Origin of the sequence: Pseudomonas fluorescens (genome assembly GCF_030344995.1) — a bacterium.
In the GTDB taxonomy this organism is placed as follows: Bacteria; Pseudomonadota; Gammaproteobacteria; order Pseudomonadales; family Pseudomonadaceae; genus Aquipseudomonas; species Aquipseudomonas fluorescens_BF.
The window spans coordinates 5028925-5046680 of the sequence record NZ_CP128260.1 but is presented as its reverse complement, the minus strand read 5'-3'; the positions used below and the strand labels follow the sequence as shown (position 1 = coordinate 5046680).

General features: G+C 60.5%; 18 protein-coding genes and 3 pseudogenes. 9 read left to right on the top strand and 12 right to left on the bottom strand.

The genetic code is table 11. The annotated features are described in order from the left end of the window. Window positions 1–26 precede the first annotated feature (26 nt). Window positions 27–464 carry a multidrug/biocide efflux PACE transporter gene (locus QR290_RS22590; protein WP_289203653.1) on the top strand — a complete coding sequence of 146 codons (438 nt, stop codon included), beginning with the start codon at window positions 27–29 and terminating at the stop codon, window positions 462–464. Window positions 465–523: 59 nt separating this feature from the next. Here QR290_RS22590 and QR290_RS22585 read toward each other — a convergent pair whose 3' ends face one another. Further along, complete coding sequence (locus QR290_RS22585; protein ID WP_289203652.1) at window positions 524–1279, bottom strand: SDR family NAD(P)-dependent oxidoreductase; 756 nt, start codon at window positions 1277–1279, stop codon at window positions 524–526. Window positions 1280–1399: 120 nt separating this feature from the next. Between QR290_RS22585 and QR290_RS22580 the strand changes: the two genes are divergently transcribed. Then, entirely contained in the window at window positions 1400–2296 is an 897-nt protein-coding gene (locus QR290_RS22580) for a LysR family transcriptional regulator (RefSeq protein ID WP_289203651.1), read from the top strand. Window positions 2297–2349: 53 nt separating this feature from the next. Here the strand turns inward: QR290_RS22580 and QR290_RS22575 are convergent, their stop codons facing one another. Both QR290_RS22575 and QR290_RS22570 read right to left on the bottom strand, forming a co-directional pair. Further along, window positions 2350–3963 carry an inorganic phosphate transporter gene (locus QR290_RS22575; RefSeq protein ID WP_289203650.1) on the bottom strand — a complete coding sequence of 538 codons (1614 nt, stop codon included), beginning with the start codon at window positions 3961–3963 and terminating at the stop codon, window positions 2350–2352. 108 nt (window positions 3964–4071) lie between these two features. Next, the gene (locus QR290_RS22570; RefSeq protein WP_085606510.1) at window positions 4072–5094 is read right to left on the bottom strand and encodes a transporter; all 1023 of its coding nucleotides are present in this window, start codon (window positions 5092–5094) and stop codon (window positions 4072–4074) included. A 275-nt stretch (window positions 5095–5369) separates the two neighbouring features. Here QR290_RS22570 and QR290_RS28805 point away from each other — a divergent pair. The 3 genes and pseudogenes from QR290_RS28805 to QR290_RS22560 all read left to right on the top strand — a co-directional run. Continuing rightward, window positions 5370–6059: pseudogene (locus tag QR290_RS28805) on the top strand (methyl-accepting chemotaxis protein); the annotation flags it as partial. A gap of 165 nt (window positions 6060–6224) precedes the next feature. Beyond that, on the top strand, window positions 6225–6992 hold the full coding sequence (locus QR290_RS28800; protein ID WP_371924007.1) for a methyl-accepting chemotaxis protein: 768 nt from the start codon (window positions 6225–6227) through the stop codon (window positions 6990–6992). Between the two features lie 112 nt (window positions 6993–7104). Further along, window positions 7105–7548: a hypothetical protein gene (locus QR290_RS22560; RefSeq protein ID WP_115078930.1), complete on the top strand. Its 444-nt coding sequence runs from the start codon at window positions 7105–7107 to the stop codon at window positions 7546–7548. 258 nt (window positions 7549–7806) lie between these two features. Here QR290_RS22560 and QR290_RS22555 read toward each other — a convergent pair whose 3' ends face one another. Continuing rightward, window positions 7807–8112, bottom strand: a complete 306-nt coding sequence (locus QR290_RS22555) for a PepSY domain-containing protein (protein WP_289203648.1) — start codon at window positions 8110–8112, stop codon at window positions 7807–7809. Window positions 8113–8264: 152 nt separating this feature from the next. On the opposite strand from QR290_RS22555, the gene QR290_RS22550 reads away from it, so the two are divergent. Beyond that, on the top strand, window positions 8265–9101 hold the full coding sequence (locus QR290_RS22550; RefSeq protein WP_289203647.1) for a sterol desaturase family protein: 837 nt from the start codon (window positions 8265–8267) through the stop codon (window positions 9099–9101). Here the strand turns inward: QR290_RS22550 and QR290_RS22545 are convergent. Further along, window positions 9074–10201: a glycerophosphodiester phosphodiesterase gene (locus QR290_RS22545; protein ID WP_289203646.1), complete on the bottom strand. Its 1128-nt coding sequence runs from the start codon at window positions 10199–10201 to the stop codon at window positions 9074–9076. The two genes, QR290_RS22550 and QR290_RS22545, sit on opposite strands and share 28 nt — an antisense overlap. A 217-nt stretch (window positions 10202–10418) precedes the next feature. On the opposite strand from QR290_RS22545, the gene QR290_RS22540 reads away from it, so the two are divergent. Beyond that, a complete protein-coding gene (locus QR290_RS22540; protein WP_115078927.1) occupies window positions 10419–10745 on the top strand; it encodes a DUF2025 family protein in 327 nt (108 codons plus the stop codon). 56 nt (window positions 10746–10801) lie between these two features. Here the strand turns inward: QR290_RS22540 and QR290_RS22535 are convergent, their stop codons facing one another. Beyond that, on the bottom strand, window positions 10802–11116 hold the full coding sequence (locus tag QR290_RS22535) for an antibiotic biosynthesis monooxygenase family protein (RefSeq protein WP_289203645.1): 315 nt from the start codon (window positions 11114–11116) through the stop codon (window positions 10802–10804). Beyond that, window positions 11113–11820 carry a CTP synthase C-terminal region-related (seleno)protein gene (locus QR290_RS22530; RefSeq protein WP_289203644.1) on the bottom strand — a complete coding sequence of 236 codons (708 nt, stop codon included), beginning with the start codon at window positions 11818–11820 and terminating at the stop codon, window positions 11113–11115. The genes QR290_RS22535 and QR290_RS22530 overlap by 4 nt, the downstream gene beginning before the upstream one ends. Before the next feature lie 15 nt (window positions 11821–11835). On the opposite strand from QR290_RS22530, the gene QR290_RS22525 reads away from it, so the two are divergent. Further along, window positions 11836–12777 carry a LysR family transcriptional regulator gene (locus QR290_RS22525; RefSeq protein WP_289203643.1) on the top strand — a complete coding sequence of 314 codons (942 nt, stop codon included), beginning with the start codon at window positions 11836–11838 and terminating at the stop codon, window positions 12775–12777. A 6-nt stretch (window positions 12778–12783) separates the two neighbouring features. On the opposite strand, the pseudogene QR290_RS28795 reads toward QR290_RS22525, so the two are convergent. The 4 genes and pseudogenes from QR290_RS28795 to QR290_RS22510 all read right to left on the bottom strand — a co-directional run. Next, window positions 12784–13221 (bottom strand): annotated as a pseudogene (locus QR290_RS28795) (methyl-accepting chemotaxis protein); the annotation flags it as partial. A gap of 108 nt (window positions 13222–13329) precedes the next feature. Further along, window positions 13330–14103 (bottom strand): annotated as a pseudogene (locus tag QR290_RS28790) (PAS domain-containing protein); the annotation flags it as partial. A gap of 175 nt (window positions 14104–14278) precedes the next feature. After that, the gene (locus tag QR290_RS22515) at window positions 14279–15331 is read right to left on the bottom strand and encodes a diguanylate cyclase (RefSeq protein ID WP_289205324.1); all 1053 of its coding nucleotides are present in this window, start codon (window positions 15329–15331) and stop codon (window positions 14279–14281) included. 146 nt (window positions 15332–15477) lie between these two features. Then, entirely contained in the window at window positions 15478–16086 is a 609-nt protein-coding gene (locus QR290_RS22510; protein ID WP_115078923.1) for a TetR/AcrR family transcriptional regulator, read from the bottom strand. 213 nt (window positions 16087–16299) lie between these two features. On the opposite strand from QR290_RS22510, the gene QR290_RS22505 reads away from it, so the two are divergent. Beyond that, entirely contained in the window at window positions 16300–17352 is a 1053-nt protein-coding gene (locus QR290_RS22505; protein ID WP_289203641.1) for an MBL fold metallo-hydrolase, read from the top strand. Between the two features lie 38 nt (window positions 17353–17390). On the opposite strand, the gene QR290_RS22500 is transcribed toward QR290_RS22505, so the two are convergent. Next, complete coding sequence (locus tag QR290_RS22500) at window positions 17391–17702, bottom strand: XRE family transcriptional regulator (RefSeq protein ID WP_115078921.1); 312 nt, start codon at window positions 17700–17702, stop codon at window positions 17391–17393. Window positions 17703–17756: the final 54 nt, after the last annotated feature.

Below are 17756 nucleotides of genomic sequence, written 5' to 3'. Positions count from 1 at the left end.
AACCATCTTCACAGAGGACTTCGGCCATGACTGCCAACAAATCCATCACTGAACGTATCTTCCAGGCCATCGGTTTCGAACTGCTGGCGATCCTGATCTGCACGCCGTTGCTGGCGTGGATCATGGGCAAACCGCTGGTCGAAATGGGCGCCGTCACGATCGCCATCGCGATGTTGGCCCTGGGCTGGAACGTGGTGTTCAACGGCTTCTTCGACCGCATGCTCAAACGCTGGAACATCCCCCACAACGCCTGGGTGCGAGTGGCGCACGCGCTGCTGTTCGAGGGCGGGTTGATCGTGATGGGCGTGCCGCTGATTGCCTGGTGGCTGTCGGTCAGTCTGTGGCAGGCGTTCCTGCTCGACATCGGCGTGCTGCTGTTCTTTCTGCCGTACACCTACGTCTACCACTGGGGTTATGACGTGGTGCGCGAGCGATTGGTGATGCGCAGCGTCTGCCAGAACTGAAAACAAAAAATCGCAGCCTGTGAGAGCTGCGATTTTTTTTGTCCGGGATTTTTGCAGGTTTAGAGAAACATCCCGCCCGACGCTTCAATACGCTGACCATTGATCCACTGCGCCCCCGGCGACAGCAACAATGCCAGCGCACCACCAATGTCATCCGGCTGCCCGGCACGGCCCAGCGCGGTGTTGCTGGCGACCATCGCGTTCAGCGCCGAATTGTCGCGCACCGCGCCGCCGCCGAAGTCGGTTTCGATGGCGCCCGGTGCCAGGATATTCACCGCGATCTGCCGCGCGCCCAACTCCTTGGCCTGATAACGGGTCAGCACTTCCATCGCGCCTTTCATCGCCGCGTAAGCCGCGTAACCCGGCAGGGTGAAACGGGCCAGTCCGCTGGAGATGTTGATGATTCGCCCGCCATCGTGGATCAGCGGCAGCAGTTGCTGAGTCAGGAAAAACGGTCCTTTCAACTGTATGTTCATCAGCAGGTCGAACTGTTCCGGCGTGGTGTCGGCGAAGGACGCATGCACACCAATCCCGGCGTTGTTGATCAGGAAATCGAAGCGCGGACGCTCAAGCTGTTGCAGCGCCTGCTCGACCCGTCCGGCGAAATCGGCAAAGCCTTCGCTGCGGCCGACATCCAGTTGCAGCATCACGGCTTTGGCGCCGAGTGTTTCCAATTCCTGCACCAGCGCCTGGGCTTCATCGGCGCGGCTGTTGTAGGTGCCGATAATGTCCACGCCTTGCGCGGCGAGGTGCAGGGCGGCGTTCTTGCCGAGGCCACGGCTGGCACCGGTGATCAATGCGATTTTGCGGTTCATGGGATTTCCTCGAGAGCAGTGACGGTTGATGCAGCAAAGTTTATTTATCCGCTGTGGGGTGATAAACAGACTGAAACCGGAATCACTGGTCGGATTGTTCGAACAATCAATGGGTGGCCCATGAACAAACTGGAACTGCTGCGCACCTTCGTCCGGGTCAGCGAATTGTCGAGTTTCACGATGGCGGGGGAGAGTCTGGGGTTGCCGCGCTCGACGGTGTCCGAGCAGGTGCAGGCGCTGGAAAGCCTGCTCGGCACGCGTCTGTTGCAACGCACCACGCGCAAGGTCCAGGCGACTCAGGACGGCCTCGCGTTGTACGAGCGGAGCAAGGATCTACTGTCGCACATGGACGAAATCGAGAACCTGTTTCGTCAGGACGAAGCGTCGCTGACCGGGCGGATCCGGGTCGATATGCCGAACATTCTGTCGCGACGGTTGATCATGCCGAAGCTGCCGGAATTCATGGCGCGCCATCCGAACCTGGAGCTGGAAATCAGCAGCACCGATCGCCGGGTCGACCTGCTCGCCGAAGGTTTCGATTGCGTGGTGCGCATCGGCGCGCAGCCGGATCAGTCGGTGGTGGCGCGGCATCTGGGGGATTTCAGCATGATCAACTGCGCCAGTCCCGCGTATCTGGAGCGCTATGGCGTACCGCAGACAGTGGAAGATCTGGCGCAGCATCGGTTGGTGCATTACGTCGGTGTGCTGGGTTCGCGTTCGGAAGGGTTTGTCTACGAGCAGGACGGGCAGGTTCACCGGGTGCCAATGGCCGGCAGCGTGACGGTCAACAGCACCGATGCCTACGAGTCGGCGTGCCTGGGGGGATTCGGTCTGATCCAGGTGCCGCGTACCGGCATGAATACTTATCTGGATACCGGCGAGGTGGTGACGGTGCTGCCGCAATACACCGCGCCGGCGATGGGCATTTCACTGTTGTACGCGAGGCAGCGACATCTGCCGTTGCGGGTGCGGGTGTTCATGGACTGGCTGGGGGATTTGATTCGTTCGACGCTTTGATTCCCGCCGCAAATCCCTGTGGGAGCAACGGCTCTCACAGGGATTCGGGTCGATCAGAAAATCTGGGTAAACAACCAATACAGACTGCCCGACAGCAGAATCGCCGCCGGCAAGGTCAGCACCCACGCCATCAGCAGATTGCGGATGGTCTTCATCTGCAAACCGCCACCGTTGGCGACCATGGTCCCGGCCACGCCCGAGGACAACACATGAGTGGTCGACACCGGCAGACCGAACATGTCGGCGGCGCCGATGGTCAGCATCGCCACGGTTTCAGCCGACGCACCTTGAGCGTAGGTCAGGTGGGTCTTGCCGATCTTCTCGCCGACCGTGACCACGATCCGCTTCCAGCCGACCATGGTGCCCAGCCCCAAGGCAATCGCCACGGCAATCTTCACCCACAACGGAATGAACCGCGTGGCGTTGTCGATCTGCTGCTTGAACAGTTGCAGCTTGCCGCTGGTGTCGGCGTCGAAGGTGCCGACCTTGTTCTTGTCCATCAGGCGAATGGTTTCGCTGGCCAGGTACATGTCGTTACGCACGTTGCCCATGGCCTCGGCCGGCACTTTCGCCAGCGAGCCGTAGCCTTTGACTTCTTCACCGATGTGTCCGGTCAGGGAGGCGAGGGCTGGGATCAGCTGCGGCGTGGCTTCCTTGCTGCGCACGTAGTCGGAGAGCACAGCGCGCGGATCGGCCGGTGCCGGCAGAGGCGCACTGTTCACCAGTGCTTGCTGGGTCACTTGGGCGACGGCGGCGAATTGCAGCGACTGTTCTTCCGGCATGGTGCGGTTCAACGCATAAGCCATCGGCAGGGTGCCGACCAGAATCAGCATGATCAGGCCCATGCCTTTCTGGCCGTCGTTGGAACCGTGGGCGAAGGACACGCCGGTGCAGGTCGCAATCAGCAGACCGCGAATCCACCACGGCGGCGGGGTGTTGCCTTCCGGTGCCTTGTACAGCGAACGGTTCTTCACGAACGCGCGCAGCGCCAGCAGCAACAGCGCCGCGCAACCGAAGCCCACCAGCGGCGATAGCAGCAGCGCGTAACCGATCTTGGTCGCTTGGGCCCAATCCACGCCGCTGGTGCCGTCACGACCGTGCATCAGGGCATTCGCCACGCCGACGCCGATGATCGAACCGATCAGCGTGTGCGACGACGAAGCCGGAAGGCCCAGCCACCAGGTGCCGAGGTTCCACAGGATCGCCGCGATCAGCAGGGCGAAGATCATCGCGAAACCGGCGGATGAGCCGACTTGCAGAATCAGCTCCACCGGCAGCAGCGCGATGATGCCGAATGCCACCGCGCCGCTCGACAGCAGCACCCCGAGGAAGTTGAAGAACCCCGACCAGACCACCGCAAAATGCGGCGGCAGCGAATGGGTGTAGATCACCGTCGCCACGGCGTTGGCGGTGTCGTGGAAACCGTTGACGAACTCGAAGCCCAGCGCAATCAACAGCGCCACGCCGAGCAGCAGGAACGGGGTCCAGGTGGTGACCACCGTGCCGAGTTCGTGCATGTCGTGCATCAGGCTGTAGGCGGTGAACAGCAGCCCCATCGCCAGCACCGCAAAAAACACCACGTAGGTGAACGGGCCGGTTTTCTTGTCGAGGGCCGGCCTGCCACTGGCAGCAGAGGCCGGGCTGGCGGTCAGGGAGGGAGTAGCCATGGGAGGACAATCCTGAGCGGGGGAAGGAGTGTCGCCCATGATCGTTGCTAAATATTACAGAGAGGCTGCGGCAGATCAGTGTTTGGCGGATTAGCCGCACCGCCGGTCTTAATAATCCCGCCGTTTGCGAAACGCCCAGCGCCCGGCAATCACGGTGAACGTCGCCACCAGCGCCACCAGAATCCAGAACCCTTCCGGATCGGTAGCCAGCGGCACACCGCCGACGTTCATGCCGAAGAAACCGGCAATGATGTTGATCGGCAACGCCAGCACCGTGACCACGGTCAGGGTGAAAAGCGTGCGGTTGCTCTGCTCGTTGAGGTTGGCGGCGATCTCTTCCTGCAACAGCTTGATCCGTTCGCCGAGGGCCGTGAGGTCGTTGATGATCAGCGCGAACTCCTCGGTGGATTTGCGCAGCTCCTTCACGTCCTCCTTCTGCAACCAGGGCGGTGGCCGGTTGAGCAGGCGCAGCAGCGAGCCCGGCTCCAGCGCCAGCAGCCGTTGCAGGCGTACCAGCACCCGCCGGTTGGCGCCGAGTTCGGCACGGTTGGTCGACAGCCGCGAGGACAGCAATTCGTCTTCGACCTGATCGACGCTCATGCTGGTCTTGCGCACGATCTGCGTCAGCACTTCACCCTGATCGCGCAGCAGATGCACCAGCAGTTCCAGCGGCGAACGAAAGCACTCGCCGGACTTCACCGAAGAACGCAGCTTGTCCACCGAGTGCAGCGGTTGCAGGCGCGCACTGACGATCAGTTTGCTGCGCACGCAGACCCACAGCGTCGACACGTCCGACGACACCATGCTGCTGAGATTGAACACCACGTCGTTGACCACCGCCAGCAACGCCGAATCGACATGCTCGATGCGGGTCGAACGCGAACCTTCGTGCAGCGCTTCGAAAAACTCTTCGGGCAATTGCAGATGGCTTTTCATCCAGCGCTCGCACGCGGCGTGGGCCAGGTTCAGGTGCAGCCAGAGAAATTCATCGCCCTCGCTGTCGTCTTGCAGGCAGCGCAGGGCGGTCGCCGAATCCACCTCGCGCCCGCGTTCGCCGGGGCGAAAGCGAAAGCCGTAAAGCAGGCCGAACAGGTCAGGATCACGATGACTGATATCGAGGCTGTGGTTCATGAAGGCTCGCTGCGAGGAGGCGTCTGTCGCGGGATTTGCAGATTCACCTGAGCCGCATCATCGCAATGTCACATGACGGTTGTGTGACAGCAAAATGACGTCAAATCAACGCGTTACCGACGGTCGGATTTTTCTCAAGAAGGCCTCTGGCACGCCGATCACGCATGAGTTAGGTTGCGCGCCTTCGGCCAAGAGCCAAGGTTCGCCGACACGGATGTCCGGCTAAAAAATCACGTCTTACCGGACGTGCCTCATCCCTGTCCCGAGTACCTGCGATGCTGCAAAAATCCCTGAGAGCGCAAATTCTCGCCCTGCTGAGCGGCAGCCTGCTGGCGATGCTGTTGATCGCGCTGGCCTGCTTTCACTTCCTGTCCAATGGCGTGCAGAGTTACAGCCAGTTGATCGCCGGCCCCTTGCACACCTCGCAACTGATCGACGAAGCCAACCTGCAATTCAAGGTGCAGGTCCAGGAGTGGAAAAACGTTCTGCTGCGCGGCAAGCAACCGGCGGATCTGGCCAAGTACTGGGGCCAGTTCGAAGACCGTCAGCGCGATGTGCAGGGCATCCTCGGGGAGCTTGCTAATCAGAAAGGCCTCGAGCCTGCGCTGAAAACCCGCATCGAACGTCTGCGCGAAGAACATCGTCTGCTCGGCGCTGCGTACCAGAAGGGCCGTGATGCCTACGTCGCTGCCGGTGCCGATCCGACTGCGGGCGATGCCGCCGTCAAAGGCGTTGACCGCGCCGCCAGCGACCAGATGAGCGAACTGGTGGCCGAGCTGCGCAAGCAGGGCACCGAGCAATCGGCGCAGATCAGCGCCAGTGCCGATCGCACCGTTTTGGTGGGGATTCTGGTGATGCTCGCGTCCGGTCTGTTGATCGGTTTGCTCAGCCTGTGGCTGGTCAACCGCAACCTGGTCGAGCCGATCCGCAAACTCATCGACTACGTCACCCAGTTGAGCAAGGGGCGTCTGGTCGAGCGCGTGGCCAGTGATCGTCAGGACGAGCTGGGTAACCTGGCGGCCGCCGCCAACACCCTGCGCGACTTCCTCGCCGAAACCTTCAATCATCTGCAACGCAGCGCCAAGGATCTGGACAGCGCCAGCGGCGAGTTGAACGCCATCGCCACGCTGATGGCCGGCGGCACCAACGAGCAGTTCAACCGCACCGATCAGGTGGCCACGGCGATGAACGAAATGTCCGCCACCGCCCAGGAAGTCGCCCGTCACGCGGCCGACGCGGCGCGTGCTGCCGACGATGCCGACCAGTCCGCGCAACAGGGCGAGAAGGTCATGCAGAGCACCATCCACAGCATCACTCAGATGCGCGGCGAAATCGCCAACACCGCCACGGTCATCCGTCGTCTGGAAGCCGACAGCGGTCGCATCGGCAAGGTGCTGGAAGTGATTCGCGGGATCGCCGAGCAGACCAATCTGCTGGCGCTCAACGCCGCCATCGAAGCGGCCCGCGCCGGTGAAGCCGGGCGTGGTTTTGCGGTGGTCGCCGACGAAGTTCGCAACCTCGCGCAGCGTACGGCGGAGTCGATCATCGAGATCAACCAGATCATCCACAGCGTGCAGACCGGCGCGGTGGACGCGGCCCAGGCCATCGACAGCGGCCAGACCCGCAGCGATGAAAGCGTCGAGCAAGTGACCCAGGCCGGCGCCATGCTCGAGCGCATCACCCATGCGGTGGAAGCGATCCGCGACATGAACCGTCAGATCGCCACCGCCGCCGAGGAACAGACCTCGGTCGCCGAAGACATCTCGCGCAACCTGACCGAGATCACCTCGATCGCCAGCACCAACCTCGACAACGTGCAGCGCACCGAAAGCGCCAGCCAGAACCTGCACGGCCTGTCCGGCCAACTGAACGATGTCACCGCTCGCCTGAGCGTCTGACCGGCCAGTGACTGTGTACCGGTTCGGTTACCGAGTCGGTACACAGTCGATCTCAATTCGTGCAGACCGCCGCCGATGCCCGGTTATCTATAACCGGCATTGGAGATTTCCCATGGTCAGCATCACGTCTGTTTCGATCAATCAGACTGTCACCACGTCCACCAGCAAAACCTCGATTGCCGACAACGGTGACGACACCTCGACCACTGCGGCGGCCAGCACCGGGGTGAAGGCCGACACCAGCAAAGTCGCGGCGGGCGGTGGTGCAGCGCCGGCGGGGGACAGCAGTTCCAGCAGCGATGAATCGGATACCGTGAAAGAGCTGCGCAAACAGATCGCCGAGTTGCAGAAGCAGTTGCAGGAAGAGCAGCAGGCGCTGCAAGCGGCTCAGGCGAAGCAGGAAAGCCAGGACGCCAAGGCTGCGGATGTTGCGGCTGCGCAGGCGCAGATCGCGACGACGTCGGCTTCGTTGCAGACGGCGACGGCGGCGTTGTTGGCGGCGTTGCAGGATTCGGATTCGAGTACGTCTGGCTCGCTGGTCAGTACCTCCGCGTGATGCCTTTCCCCCTCACCCTAGCCCTCTCCCGGAGGGAGAGGGGACCGATCGAGTTGAATGTTCGAGATACATCGACCTGAAAATTTTGTGTTGAACTCAGGACTGGAGCATCCCCCGATCTGCTCCCTTTCTCCCTCGCCCCCTTGGGGGAGAGGGCTGGGGTGAGGGGGAAAAGATCTATCTGGCGAAGAAAATCTCAAGTCAGACACAAAAAAGCCGCACAACCCAAAAGTTGTGCGGCTTTGTCTTATCAGCCAATCAAGTGTCTTGCTTGTTGCTCAGCACCTTGCCAGTCGTTGCGTCAAAGTCCACATCGAACTCCTTGCCATCAGCAGTACGCAATTCAACTTCATACTCATAACCATTGAAGTGGTTATCCAGGTCGGTATCGGTGATGGTCGCGCCCGGATGCAGTTTCAGCGCTTGTTCGTTCATCGACTCCAGCGACTTGATCTTGCCTTCCTTGACCAGTTGCGGGATCTGGTCGACGCGAACGTCAGCCTGGGCCAGGCCAGCGGTGAGGGTCAGGGCGGCAGCGGTAAACAGGGCAGTCAGGGTTTTCATTGGTTATTCCTTTGGGTGATTCGTTTAAGTGAGTTCAGGTTAATCGCCGCAACTTAATTCACCCTTAAAAACACCCGAACGGTTTGCGTCGTTTGTTCAATTGCGGTTCTGCGCAAACTTTCATGCTCAGCCTTCGATAAATGGAGGTGGACATGAAACGCATCTTTTCGTGGCTGTACGCGCCGTTGTTCTGGGTTGGATTTATTGGCAGCGGAATTGGGCTGGCGGGGGATTCGCTGCTGTGGTTGTTGCCGCTTTTTGTTTTAGCGCTGGCGGTCTCGTTCGCGGGCGAGTGGCTGCTGCCTTATGAAATGAACTGGAACCGACCCGCCGGTGATCGTCGTCGCGACATGCTGCACGCGTTGGCCAACGAAGCGCTGAATGCAGTCGGTCTGCTGGCATTGCCGGGGCTGGTGGCGCTGCTGGCGATTGACGGTGCGTGGCCGTCGAACTGGCCGTTGTGGCTGCAAGTGGCGCTGGCGATTTTCATCGCCGATGCGGGCGTGAGCCTGATGCATTACGCCAGCCATCGCGTGCCGTGGATGTGGCGTCTGCATGCGATTCATCACAGCGTCGAGCGCCTCTACGGGTTCAACGGTTTGATGAAGCATCCGCTGCATCAATTGCTGGAGGCGACGGCGGGGCTGTTGCCGTTGCTGGTATTGGGCATTCCGTCCGAAGTGGCGGTGTTGCTGGCGTTCGCCATTGCGATCCAGCTGTTGTTGCAGCATTCGAACGTCGACATGCGCGTCGGCCCGTTGCGCTGGATCTTCGCCTGGGCGCCGCAGGCGGGAAGTGGTGACGGGGTTGTCCTCGACCAGCACAGTCACCGGGCGGTCAGGGGCAAGAATCAGTTGGTGGGCGTAGTGGGAGTGGGGCGCAGTGCGCCCCGACATCCCGTGGATCAGGCCATGGTCGTGCCCCAGCCAGAGGCGGCCTGTCCACGGGGTGTCCGGTTGCATCAGAAGCCGTTGTTCTTCAACACCTGATCCACACTGGCGGCGGCCGGGCGTTTGTAGAATTTCAGCAGTTCGCTGGCGCGGTTGGTGAAGATGCCGTCGACACCAGAGGCCATGACTTTTTCGAAGTCCACCGGCTCATCCACGGTGTAGACGTGGACCAGCAGACCCTTGTCGTGGGTGTACTTGTTCATCCATGGCTGCACCAGATCCGAATAGCTCTGATCGCCGCCGTGGGTCAGCTTCGCCGAAGGGCCGGTGCCGATTGCACCCTGAGCCTTGGCGTAGTCGATCCACTGCTTGAATTCGGCTTCGGATTTCGGCTCCTGCTTGCCGTAGAACGCGTTCTTGTCCTTCTCGCCGGATTCGGCAAAGGTCACTTTGGATTTCGGCTCGATGCTGCCTTCGCCGACCCACAGCAACAGGATCTTCGGCACCTGCGGCATTTCCTTTTGCAGCATTTCCAGGCTGCTCTTCTCGAAGGTTTGCAGGATCACCTTGCCGTTGCTCTCGCCGACGCTGGCGACTTTTTTCGCCGGTTTGGCGTCCGCCGGAATCAACCAGCCACGAGCCTGGAGTTTTTCCTTCAGGTCATGCTCGATTCCCGGGAACAGCTTCGGCTCCTTGGTTTCGATGTACAGACCCGGCTTGTGCTTAGGATTGGCCTGGGCGATGTCGATGATTTCGTCCAGAGTCAGAATCTTCAGACCGACGTAGGAAGGACGCGCGCGATCCGGGTACTTGGCGTTGTACCAGCTGCCGGCGTCGAGGGTTTTCAGTTCGGCCATGGTGAAGGCATTGGCCGGGCTGTCCTTGCGCTCCGGGAACTTGGTGGCGACATCGGTGGTGCGTTGCAGGTTGTCGTCGTGCAGGGCGAACAGCACGCCGTCCTTGCTGCGCTGCAAGTCCATTTCCAGGTAATCGGCGCCCAGGTCGCGCGCCAGTTTGTAGGAGGCAGCGGTGGATTCCGGGGCATCGAAGGACGCGCCACGGTGGGCGATCACCGCCGGGTGCGGAATGCCCTCGGAGGCAGCGAGCGCAACAGGGCTTGGCTGGGCAGCAGCATGAGCCTGGCCGAGGCCGAGCATCAGGCTCAGCAGCAGTGCGCTTTTGGTAAACGTGGCGGGCATGTCGAGGTCCTTTCGCAGGTATTTTCGAAGATGTACCTTTTAGCAACTCAAACGAAAACCTGCTATCGCGAGACCGACATAAACGTACTGAAAGCGAATATTTCCGCACTTTTGTGCGTTCGTTTGCAGTACGCTTGGCCACGGCAACCGCCCCGGCAGAGGGCGCGCCACCCATTGCCCTGCGTGTAGACCATCGATCCTTTTCGTGAGGTTTACCATGCGCATCACATCGCAACTCATCTGCCAGGCCGCCGACGACCTCAAGGGCTTCGTCGGCCTCAACCGCAAGACCGGCCAGTACATCGTGCGTTTCAGTGAGGATTCGTTCGGCATGGACGTGGCCGATGACGGCATCATCCCGTGCAGCGAATTCGTCTGGGCACCGGCCACCGAACAGACCATGACCCTCAAGCGTGAGCTGATCCAGTTGTTGCTGGACCAGAACATCGATGACCGGATCAACATCACCGAGCCGTTGCGCGTTTATATGAATAAACGCGAAGTGCCGGAGATTGTGGCGGTGCGTAGTCTGGTGAAGGGCTGAGATGCTTCGGTGAATCATTTGCCGCCATCGCCAGCCTGCTGACGATGGCGCAATATTCACTTCCCGAACCGATACTCCCGCTCAACCCGACACACCCGCGTCTGAAACGCCGAATACCACACGGCCCGCCCACGCGCCTGAATCACCCGGTGCTCCGGATGCTCGCGCCAGGCGAGAATCGCCGCTTCGCTCTCCCAGTACGAAACCGTAATCCCCACCCCGTCCGCGCCCCGGATCGAATCGATGCCGAGAAACCCCGGTTGCTCGGCCACCAGTTGCATCATGCGCTCGGACGCTTCGGTGTAGCCGTTGTCGCCCTCGGTACGGGTCGAAGTGAAGATCACGGCGAAACACTCAGTGTTCGGTTTCATCGACATTGCTCCGAGCAGGCTTCAACAAATGCCCGCACCAGCGGAGGCAATTGGCCCTTGAGGGCTGCGCGTTCCGGCTGGAACAACGTCGCGATAAAGAGCACATGGTTTTTCAATTCGATGGCACGCAGATCGCCTGCAGAATCGTGGCCCACGGCGTGTAGTTCATGGGTCAGCAACTCCCGTTCGAACTGCGGATTCACACCGTAGCGGCAGCGATAGCCTTCACGAATCTCCGACGTTTCGTACGCCTTGGCGATCAACGAACCGGGCACCAGATGGATGCTGTCCAGCGCTTCCACCAGTGAACACGTCAGCGGCGTGAGCACGGCGCGATTGGAGTCAGGTGAGGTTTCGCCATGTTCGGCGTCGGCCCAGCCCAGCACGTGGCGGGAAAACTCCAGCACGGCATGCTGAAAACCGCCGCAGGTGCCGAGGAAAGGGCGCTGCTGCTCGCGGGCAAAGCGGATGGCCCGCAGTGCACCGTCTTCACTTTTGTAGGGGCTGGCCGGCACGCACCAGAAGCCGTCAAATTGCTCCAGCGGCGTCTCGGGCAGGATTCGGTCGGTGGCCAACCATTGGAAATCGACCGGACGGCGAAGGTGTTCCGCCGCCAGATCGAGGGCAACCGGGATGGCCTGGTGGGCGGTGACTTGCGGGTCGTAATCACCGATCAGGGCGATGCGCAGGGCTCTGGATTCCATGAGGACTCGCTGTGCTTGTTGAGGGACGAAGCTCACTATAGATTGGCGTTCACGCACTCTAAATTGGCGTTTGCCCAAGTGATCAATGCAGCCACGCAATATCAACTCGATTTTCCGGATCTGGCCCTGATCCTCGCGCTAGTGCGCGGCGGCTCTCTGGCCCGGGCCGCGCAACTATTGAAGGTCGATGTGTCGACGGTGTTTCGCGCCGTGCGCCGACTGGAAGCGTCACTCGGTCAGCAACTGTTCGAAAAAAGTCGTGCCGGTTATTTACCCACCAGCCTCGCGCAGACCCTGGCCGAGCAGGCCGAACGTGCCGAGCAGGCACTGGAAGCGGCGCGTATTGGTGTGGAGCAGGGCGGGGAAGTGGTCAGCGGCACGGTACGCCTGACCTGTACCGACTCGGTGCTGCAAGGTCTGTTGCTGCCAGCGCTGGCGCAGTTCATGCCGAACTACCCGGCGCTGACCATCGAGCTGAGCACCTCGAACGATTTCGCCAACCTCAGCCGCCGTGATGCCGACATCGCCCTGCGCCTGACGCGTACACCGCCGGAGCATCTGGTCGGACGGGAGCTGGCGAAGATTTCCTACCGGGTCTGCGCCAGCGAGCGTTATCTACAAAAGGTTGAAGCAGTCGATCTGGCAGCGCTGACCTGGATCGCACCGGACGACTTTCTGCCCGATCACCCGACCGTCGCCTGGCGCCGTCAGCAGTTGCCCGGTGTGACGCCAAGCTATCGCTGCAACAGCATGCTGTCCGTGACGGAGTTGGTCCGCGCGGGACTGGGCGTGGCGGCGTTGCCGGACTTTCTCATAAATGAAGGACTGCAATCTTTGAGCGAGCCGCTGCACGGTTACGATACCGCGCTGTGGTTGCTGACCCGCCCGGACTGCCGCGCGTTGCGCTCGGTGGTCACGTTGTTCGATGAACTGGGGCGGGCGCTGCGATTGTCGTGATCGCGTTTAACCCGGCGCCCGGTCATTGGCGAACATGCTCACCGCTTCCACGGCTTCGCTGGCGCCGTCACGGATCTGCAAAATCACCGTACCAGCCTGATCCGCCAGTTCAACACCCTGCGCTGCGCGACCCCGGGTACCGTCCATGCTCTTGATCGCCTGACGGGTTTCACTCTGGATCAGGCCGATCATGTTGGAAATCTCTGCCGTCGAACCGCTGGTGCGCGCCGCCAGCTGTCGCACTTCATCGGCCACCACGGCAAAACCACGACCCTGCTCGCCGGCTCGGGCGGCTTCGATGGCGGCGTTCAGGGCCAACAGGTTGGTCTGATCGGCAATCGCGCGGATGGTGTTGACGATGGCGGTGATCTGTTCGGAGCGCTCGCCCAGTTGCGCGATCAAGGTCGAGGACTCAGCGATGTCGTCGGCAATTTCGCGCATTTCACTGGCCGCTTGCTGGATCACTTGCGTGCCTTGCTCGGCGACTTTTCGGGTGGCGACGGAGATGTGATAGGCGGCGCTGGCGCTGCGTGCATCCTGCTCGTGCTGCTCGACGCGGGCGGTGACGTCCGAGGCGAATTTCACCACTTTGCACAGCTGGCCGGCGGCGTCGTAGACCGGGTTGTAGTTGGCTTCGAGCCATACGGTCTGACCGCGTTTGTCGACGCGCTCGAACTGGCCGTGGAAAAACTCGCCCTGATTCAACCGGCGCCAGAAGTCCTGATAGTCGCTGCTGTTGACCAGAACCGCCGGGCAGAACAGCCGATGATGCTTGCCCTTCAGCTCGGCGAGTGTGTAACCCATGCGCGTCAGAAAATTCTGATTGGCAGTGAGGATATTGCCGTCGAGGTCGAACTCGATCACCGCCATGGCGCGGTCGATCGCCTGCAACTTGGCGTTGGCTTCGCTTTCCTGCTGAACTTTGGCGGTGACGTCCATGGCGTACTTGACCACTTTCACCACGCGGCCTGAGGCATCCTTGATCGGGTTGTAGCTGGCCTCGAGCCAGATCGGTCGGCCTTGGCTGTCGATACGTTCAAAGGTGCCGGACTGGAACTGGCCGCTTTTCAGCTTCGACCACAACTCGGTGTATTGGCTGCTGCGGGCAATCTCGGGCGGGCAGAAGCGGCGATGGGGCTGACCGATTACTTGTTCGGCCTTGTAGCCCATGGTGTTCAGGAAGTTGTCGTTGGCGCGTAGCACGACGCCGTCGAGATCGAACTCGATCACAGCCATGGAGCGGTTGATCGCTGCCAGCAGGCCAGACTGTTCGGTAATGGTGTTCTGGAGAGCGTCGAGGGTGGACTTGTGGCGGTTGAAAAACATGCTGGCGGCACTCTGGAAATAGGGCTGGAGGTTGGGTCCCTGTTCCCGCGCCGGCTAACCGGAGGTGCTGATGATTAGCAGCAGTGTGCCAGCATCCAGGCTGACGGATTCACTTATACAAAACTTTATAAAGTTGTACAAGAAATCGATATTTCTCCAATTTGTACAAGTTTTTTCAGGCGGTGGAGCGGCTCAACGCGACGCTGATCGTGTTACGTCCCGCGTGTTTGGCGCTGTATAGCGCCTTGTCGGAATCGTCGAACCACTCGAGGGCATCGGCGTAGACGGATTGATAGCGGGCAAGCCCGATGCTCAGGCTGACGCGCAGTTCGGGGACGTCAGGGTGGCGGTATCGATCCATTCCCTGACGCAATTGCTCCATCAGCGCTTCGGCCCTGTTCAGTGGCAGGTTGGGCAGGATCACGCAGAATTCATCACCGCCGTAACGCCCGGCCAGCTCGCTTTCGTCGAGCACGAATTTCAGCTCGCGACTCAATTGCCGCAGCACCGCATCGCCGACGATGTGCCCGTAACTGTCGTTGATCGACTTGAAATGATCGATGTCGATCAGCGCCAGAATGGCTTGGGAATTGTGCTGCCGGCACTGCTGGAACTTGAGGTGCAGCAGGTCTTTCCAGGCACCGTGATTGAGCAGGCCGGTCAGGCTGTCGGTACAGCTCAGGGCACTCAGGGTGCGCTTGTGTTCGGCGAGTTTGATCGCCAACCGGTAACAGACCATGCCTAGCGCCAGCGGATAAAGGGTCAGCATCGGCAGACACGCCCAGACCTGCGTCTGGGTGGCCGTCAGGGTGAAATTGACGCCGAACACCGACCAGCCCAGCAGCACGCCGATCACTTGGGCGAGGGCGCCGAGCAGGAACAGACGCTGGCCGCCGGCGGCCACATTGTTCATGGTCATCATCGACAGGATGGTCACGGTGGTCAGCGGATTGAACTGGAAACAGGCGGTCCAGAAACCGCCGCACACCGAGTCATAGAGAAGGTTGCGGCGTTCGGCGCGATAGGGAAAAGCCGAGCGGGTCGACCATTGATAAGCCACGTGCGGCCAGAGAAAACCGTTCAACACCAACAGCGCCCAGAGCCAGCCCGACATGTTCAACGGATACAGCGCGGCACCGACGCTGAAAAAACCGATGCCCAATCCGATGGCCCGTGGCAAGTAAATGCGCCTGGCGAATGACAAGCCTTTGCCGCGTTGGTTTTCCATGATGTTCTGCGCCAGATTCATTCTGAAACACTTTGCAGTGTAATTCTTCAGACAGACCGTTCATCGGCCAATGACAGACATTGTCATTTATTCCAGCGGGAAAATTCAGTGTCCTTGTGAGCCATTTACCGTGGCGCAGGCCTTGTCTAGAGCTGGTAGCAAGCCAGAAACATATCGAGTGCAGAATCGACCACGGCATTTTGCGTGGCGCTGTCGAGGGAGGGCTGGCCCATGGAGATCTGCGGCCAGAAGGCAAACGTCTTCAACAGACCCTGCACCTGATGCGCGGCGAACTCCGGATCCACCGGTTTCAGCCGACCGTCCGCCTGAGCTGCGCGAATCCATACGGTCACGCTTTCTTCTCGTTCGCCCATGCGCGCCACCATGTTTTGCGCGCGCTCTGGCGAGTGGATCGCGGCCGCGATGGCGACGCGGGCCAGATTCATGAAGTTGTCGTCCGCCATCGTCTGCAGTTTGGCCAGCAGCATCGATCGCAATTGATCGCGCAATGGCTGGTCGGGCTGGTACGACACGGCTTGCTCGGTGCTGATCCGTGCCCACAACTGGTTGAGAATTTCGGCGAACAGTTCTTCTTTGCTGGGGAAATGGTTGTACACCGTCCGCTTCGACACCCCGGCAGTGGCCGCAATCTTGTCCATGCTGGTGACCTCGAAACCGTTGGCACGGAATTCGGTTATCGCGGCCTGGATGATGGCTTCGCGTTTGCGGTCGGTGAGGCGCTGGGGGGCTGTCATAAATTCGATTCGGCAGAAAAGGGTGAAATTACACTCGGCAGTTTACTTGTCATCAGGTTTGATGCAACCTAGAAAGTACACCGATCAGTGTAATGTTACGTTAATCGGTGCAACCTAAAACCAGATGTCCGGCTGATGCGTGCGTGCCTTGGCCATTTATCGTCCCACCGTGGAAAGCCGTGAATTACGCGGTGTTTCCGGAGTCATTCAGTCATGGCCAAATCCATTGCTTCTGCGGGCAGTCAAACTTCTGAACCTTCGCGTCAGGCCGAAGGTGTATTCCGCAACCATGCGCCGGTGCAGCGCGAAGGTGTGCGCAAGATGCTGCGGATCATGTGGAACATGATCTTCCACAAACCGCGCAACACCCGGCCGGCCGCGGCCATTCCTGTGCAGCCACTGACCCGCGCGGATCTGATCGCGGCGCCCAACCACAGCGTTTATCGCCTTGGCCACTCGACCTTGTTGCTCAAACTGCAAGACAAATTCTGGATCACCGACCCGGTGTTCGCCGAGCGCGCTTCGCCGGTGCAATGGGCCGGTCCGAAACGTTTTCACCAGCCACCGATCAGCATCGACGAATTGCCGCCGATCGAAGCGGTGATCCTGTCGCACAACCACTACGATCACCTCGACTATGAAGCGGTGTTGAAACTGGCGGACAAGGTCAACGTCTTCCTGACCCCGCTAGGCGTTGGCGACACCCTGATCAAATGGGGCATCGATGCCGACAAAGTTCGCCAGTTCGACTGGTGGCAGGGCACCGAAGTCGGCGGCATCCGCTTCATCGCCACTCCGTCGCAGCACTTCTCCGGTCGGGGCCTGTTCGATGGCAACCAGACCCTGTGGGCTTCGTGGGTGATCATCGACGGCGACACGCGGATTTTCTTCAGTGGTGACAGCGGCTACTTCGACGGCTTCAAACGCATCGGCGAACAGTACGGCCCCTTTGACCTGACCCTGATGGAGACTGGCGCCTACAACGTCGAATGGCCTTACGTGCACATGCAACCGGAAGAAACCCTGCAAGCCCACATCGACCTCAAGGGCCGCTGGTTATTCCCGATCCACAACGGCACGTTCGATCTGGCGATGCATGCATGGCATGAACCGTTTGATCGCATTCTTGCACTGGCATGGGAGCGCAGTGTTTCCATCACCACCCCGCAAATGGGCGAGGCGTTCAACCTGGCACAACCCCAACGCGGAAGTGCGTGGTGGTTGGCGGTTGAAGGGGAGAGTGAGGCGGTGGTGCAAGGGGCCTGACTCACCGGTGCAGGTTCGCCTCCATGAGGCGAACCGAATCACTCCGCCATTGCATAATCCCCACGCACTGATTCGGCTGTCGAACCATTGCTTGTCGAACGCCCCGGCGCAAATCCCGGAAAGAACACCAGCCCCTGCGCCTCAAACCGATAGGTCAGCGCCAGCCGCACCTCATCCGCCACGTCCTGCTGCGCCTCGAACCGCTGAATGTCGTCTGCTGAAACCTTGGCCTCTCGCGACAATTGTTCAACGCTCCAGCCCAACATCCCTCGGGCCTGGGCGCAATGGGTCGGGGTGAACTGGAAAAGGGCGATACGTTCGAGGATGAGGTTCATCGCTGAAGAGGCCATGGTGTGCTCCGGGCTCGAGAGTGCTGATGGAAAATGTACTGTGTTTTTGTACAG

What these genes read in the sequence shown, in the direction of transcription:
- QR290_RS22590 (WP_289203653.1), top strand. Translation starts at nt 27, where the DNA reads ATGACTGCCAACAAATCCATCACTGAACGTATCTTCCAGGCCATCGGT.
- QR290_RS22585 (WP_289203652.1), bottom strand. Translation starts at nt 1,279, where the DNA reads ATGAACCGCAAAATCGCATTGATCACCGGTGCCAGCCGTGGCCTCGGC.
- QR290_RS22580 (WP_289203651.1), top strand. Translation starts at nt 1,400, where the DNA reads ATGAACAAACTGGAACTGCTGCGCACCTTCGTCCGGGTCAGCGAATTG.
- QR290_RS22575 (WP_289203650.1), bottom strand. Translation starts at nt 3,963, where the DNA reads ATGGCTACTCCCTCCCTGACCGCCAGCCCGGCCTCTGCTGCCAGTGGC.
- QR290_RS22570 (WP_085606510.1), bottom strand. Translation starts at nt 5,094, where the DNA reads ATGAACCACAGCCTCGATATCAGTCATCGTGATCCTGACCTGTTCGGC.
- QR290_RS28800 (WP_371924007.1), top strand. Translation starts at nt 6,225, where the DNA reads ATGGCCGGCGGCACCAACGAGCAGTTCAACCGCACCGATCAGGTGGCC.
- QR290_RS22560 (WP_115078930.1), top strand. Translation starts at nt 7,105, where the DNA reads ATGGTCAGCATCACGTCTGTTTCGATCAATCAGACTGTCACCACGTCC.
- QR290_RS22555 (WP_289203648.1), bottom strand. Translation starts at nt 8,112, where the DNA reads ATGAAAACCCTGACTGCCCTGTTTACCGCTGCCGCCCTGACCCTCACC.
- QR290_RS22550 (WP_289203647.1), top strand. Translation starts at nt 8,265, where the DNA reads ATGAAACGCATCTTTTCGTGGCTGTACGCGCCGTTGTTCTGGGTTGGA.
- QR290_RS22545 (WP_289203646.1), bottom strand. Translation starts at nt 10,201, where the DNA reads ATGCCCGCCACGTTTACCAAAAGCGCACTGCTGCTGAGCCTGATGCTC.
- QR290_RS22540 (WP_115078927.1), top strand. Translation starts at nt 10,419, where the DNA reads ATGCGCATCACATCGCAACTCATCTGCCAGGCCGCCGACGACCTCAAG.
- QR290_RS22535 (WP_289203645.1), bottom strand. Translation starts at nt 11,116, where the DNA reads ATGAAACCGAACACTGAGTGTTTCGCCGTGATCTTCACTTCGACCCGT.
- QR290_RS22530 (WP_289203644.1), bottom strand. Translation starts at nt 11,820, where the DNA reads ATGGAATCCAGAGCCCTGCGCATCGCCCTGATCGGTGATTACGACCCG.
- QR290_RS22515 (WP_289205324.1), bottom strand. Translation starts at nt 15,331, where the DNA reads ATGGAAAACCAACGCGGCAAAGGCTTGTCATTCGCCAGGCGCATTTAC.
- QR290_RS22510 (WP_115078923.1), bottom strand. Translation starts at nt 16,086, where the DNA reads ATGACAGCCCCCCAGCGCCTCACCGACCGCAAACGCGAAGCCATCATC.
- QR290_RS22505 (WP_289203641.1), top strand. Translation starts at nt 16,300, where the DNA reads ATGGCCAAATCCATTGCTTCTGCGGGCAGTCAAACTTCTGAACCTTCG.
- QR290_RS22500 (WP_115078921.1), bottom strand. Translation starts at nt 17,702, where the DNA reads ATGGCCTCTTCAGCGATGAACCTCATCCTCGAACGTATCGCCCTTTTC.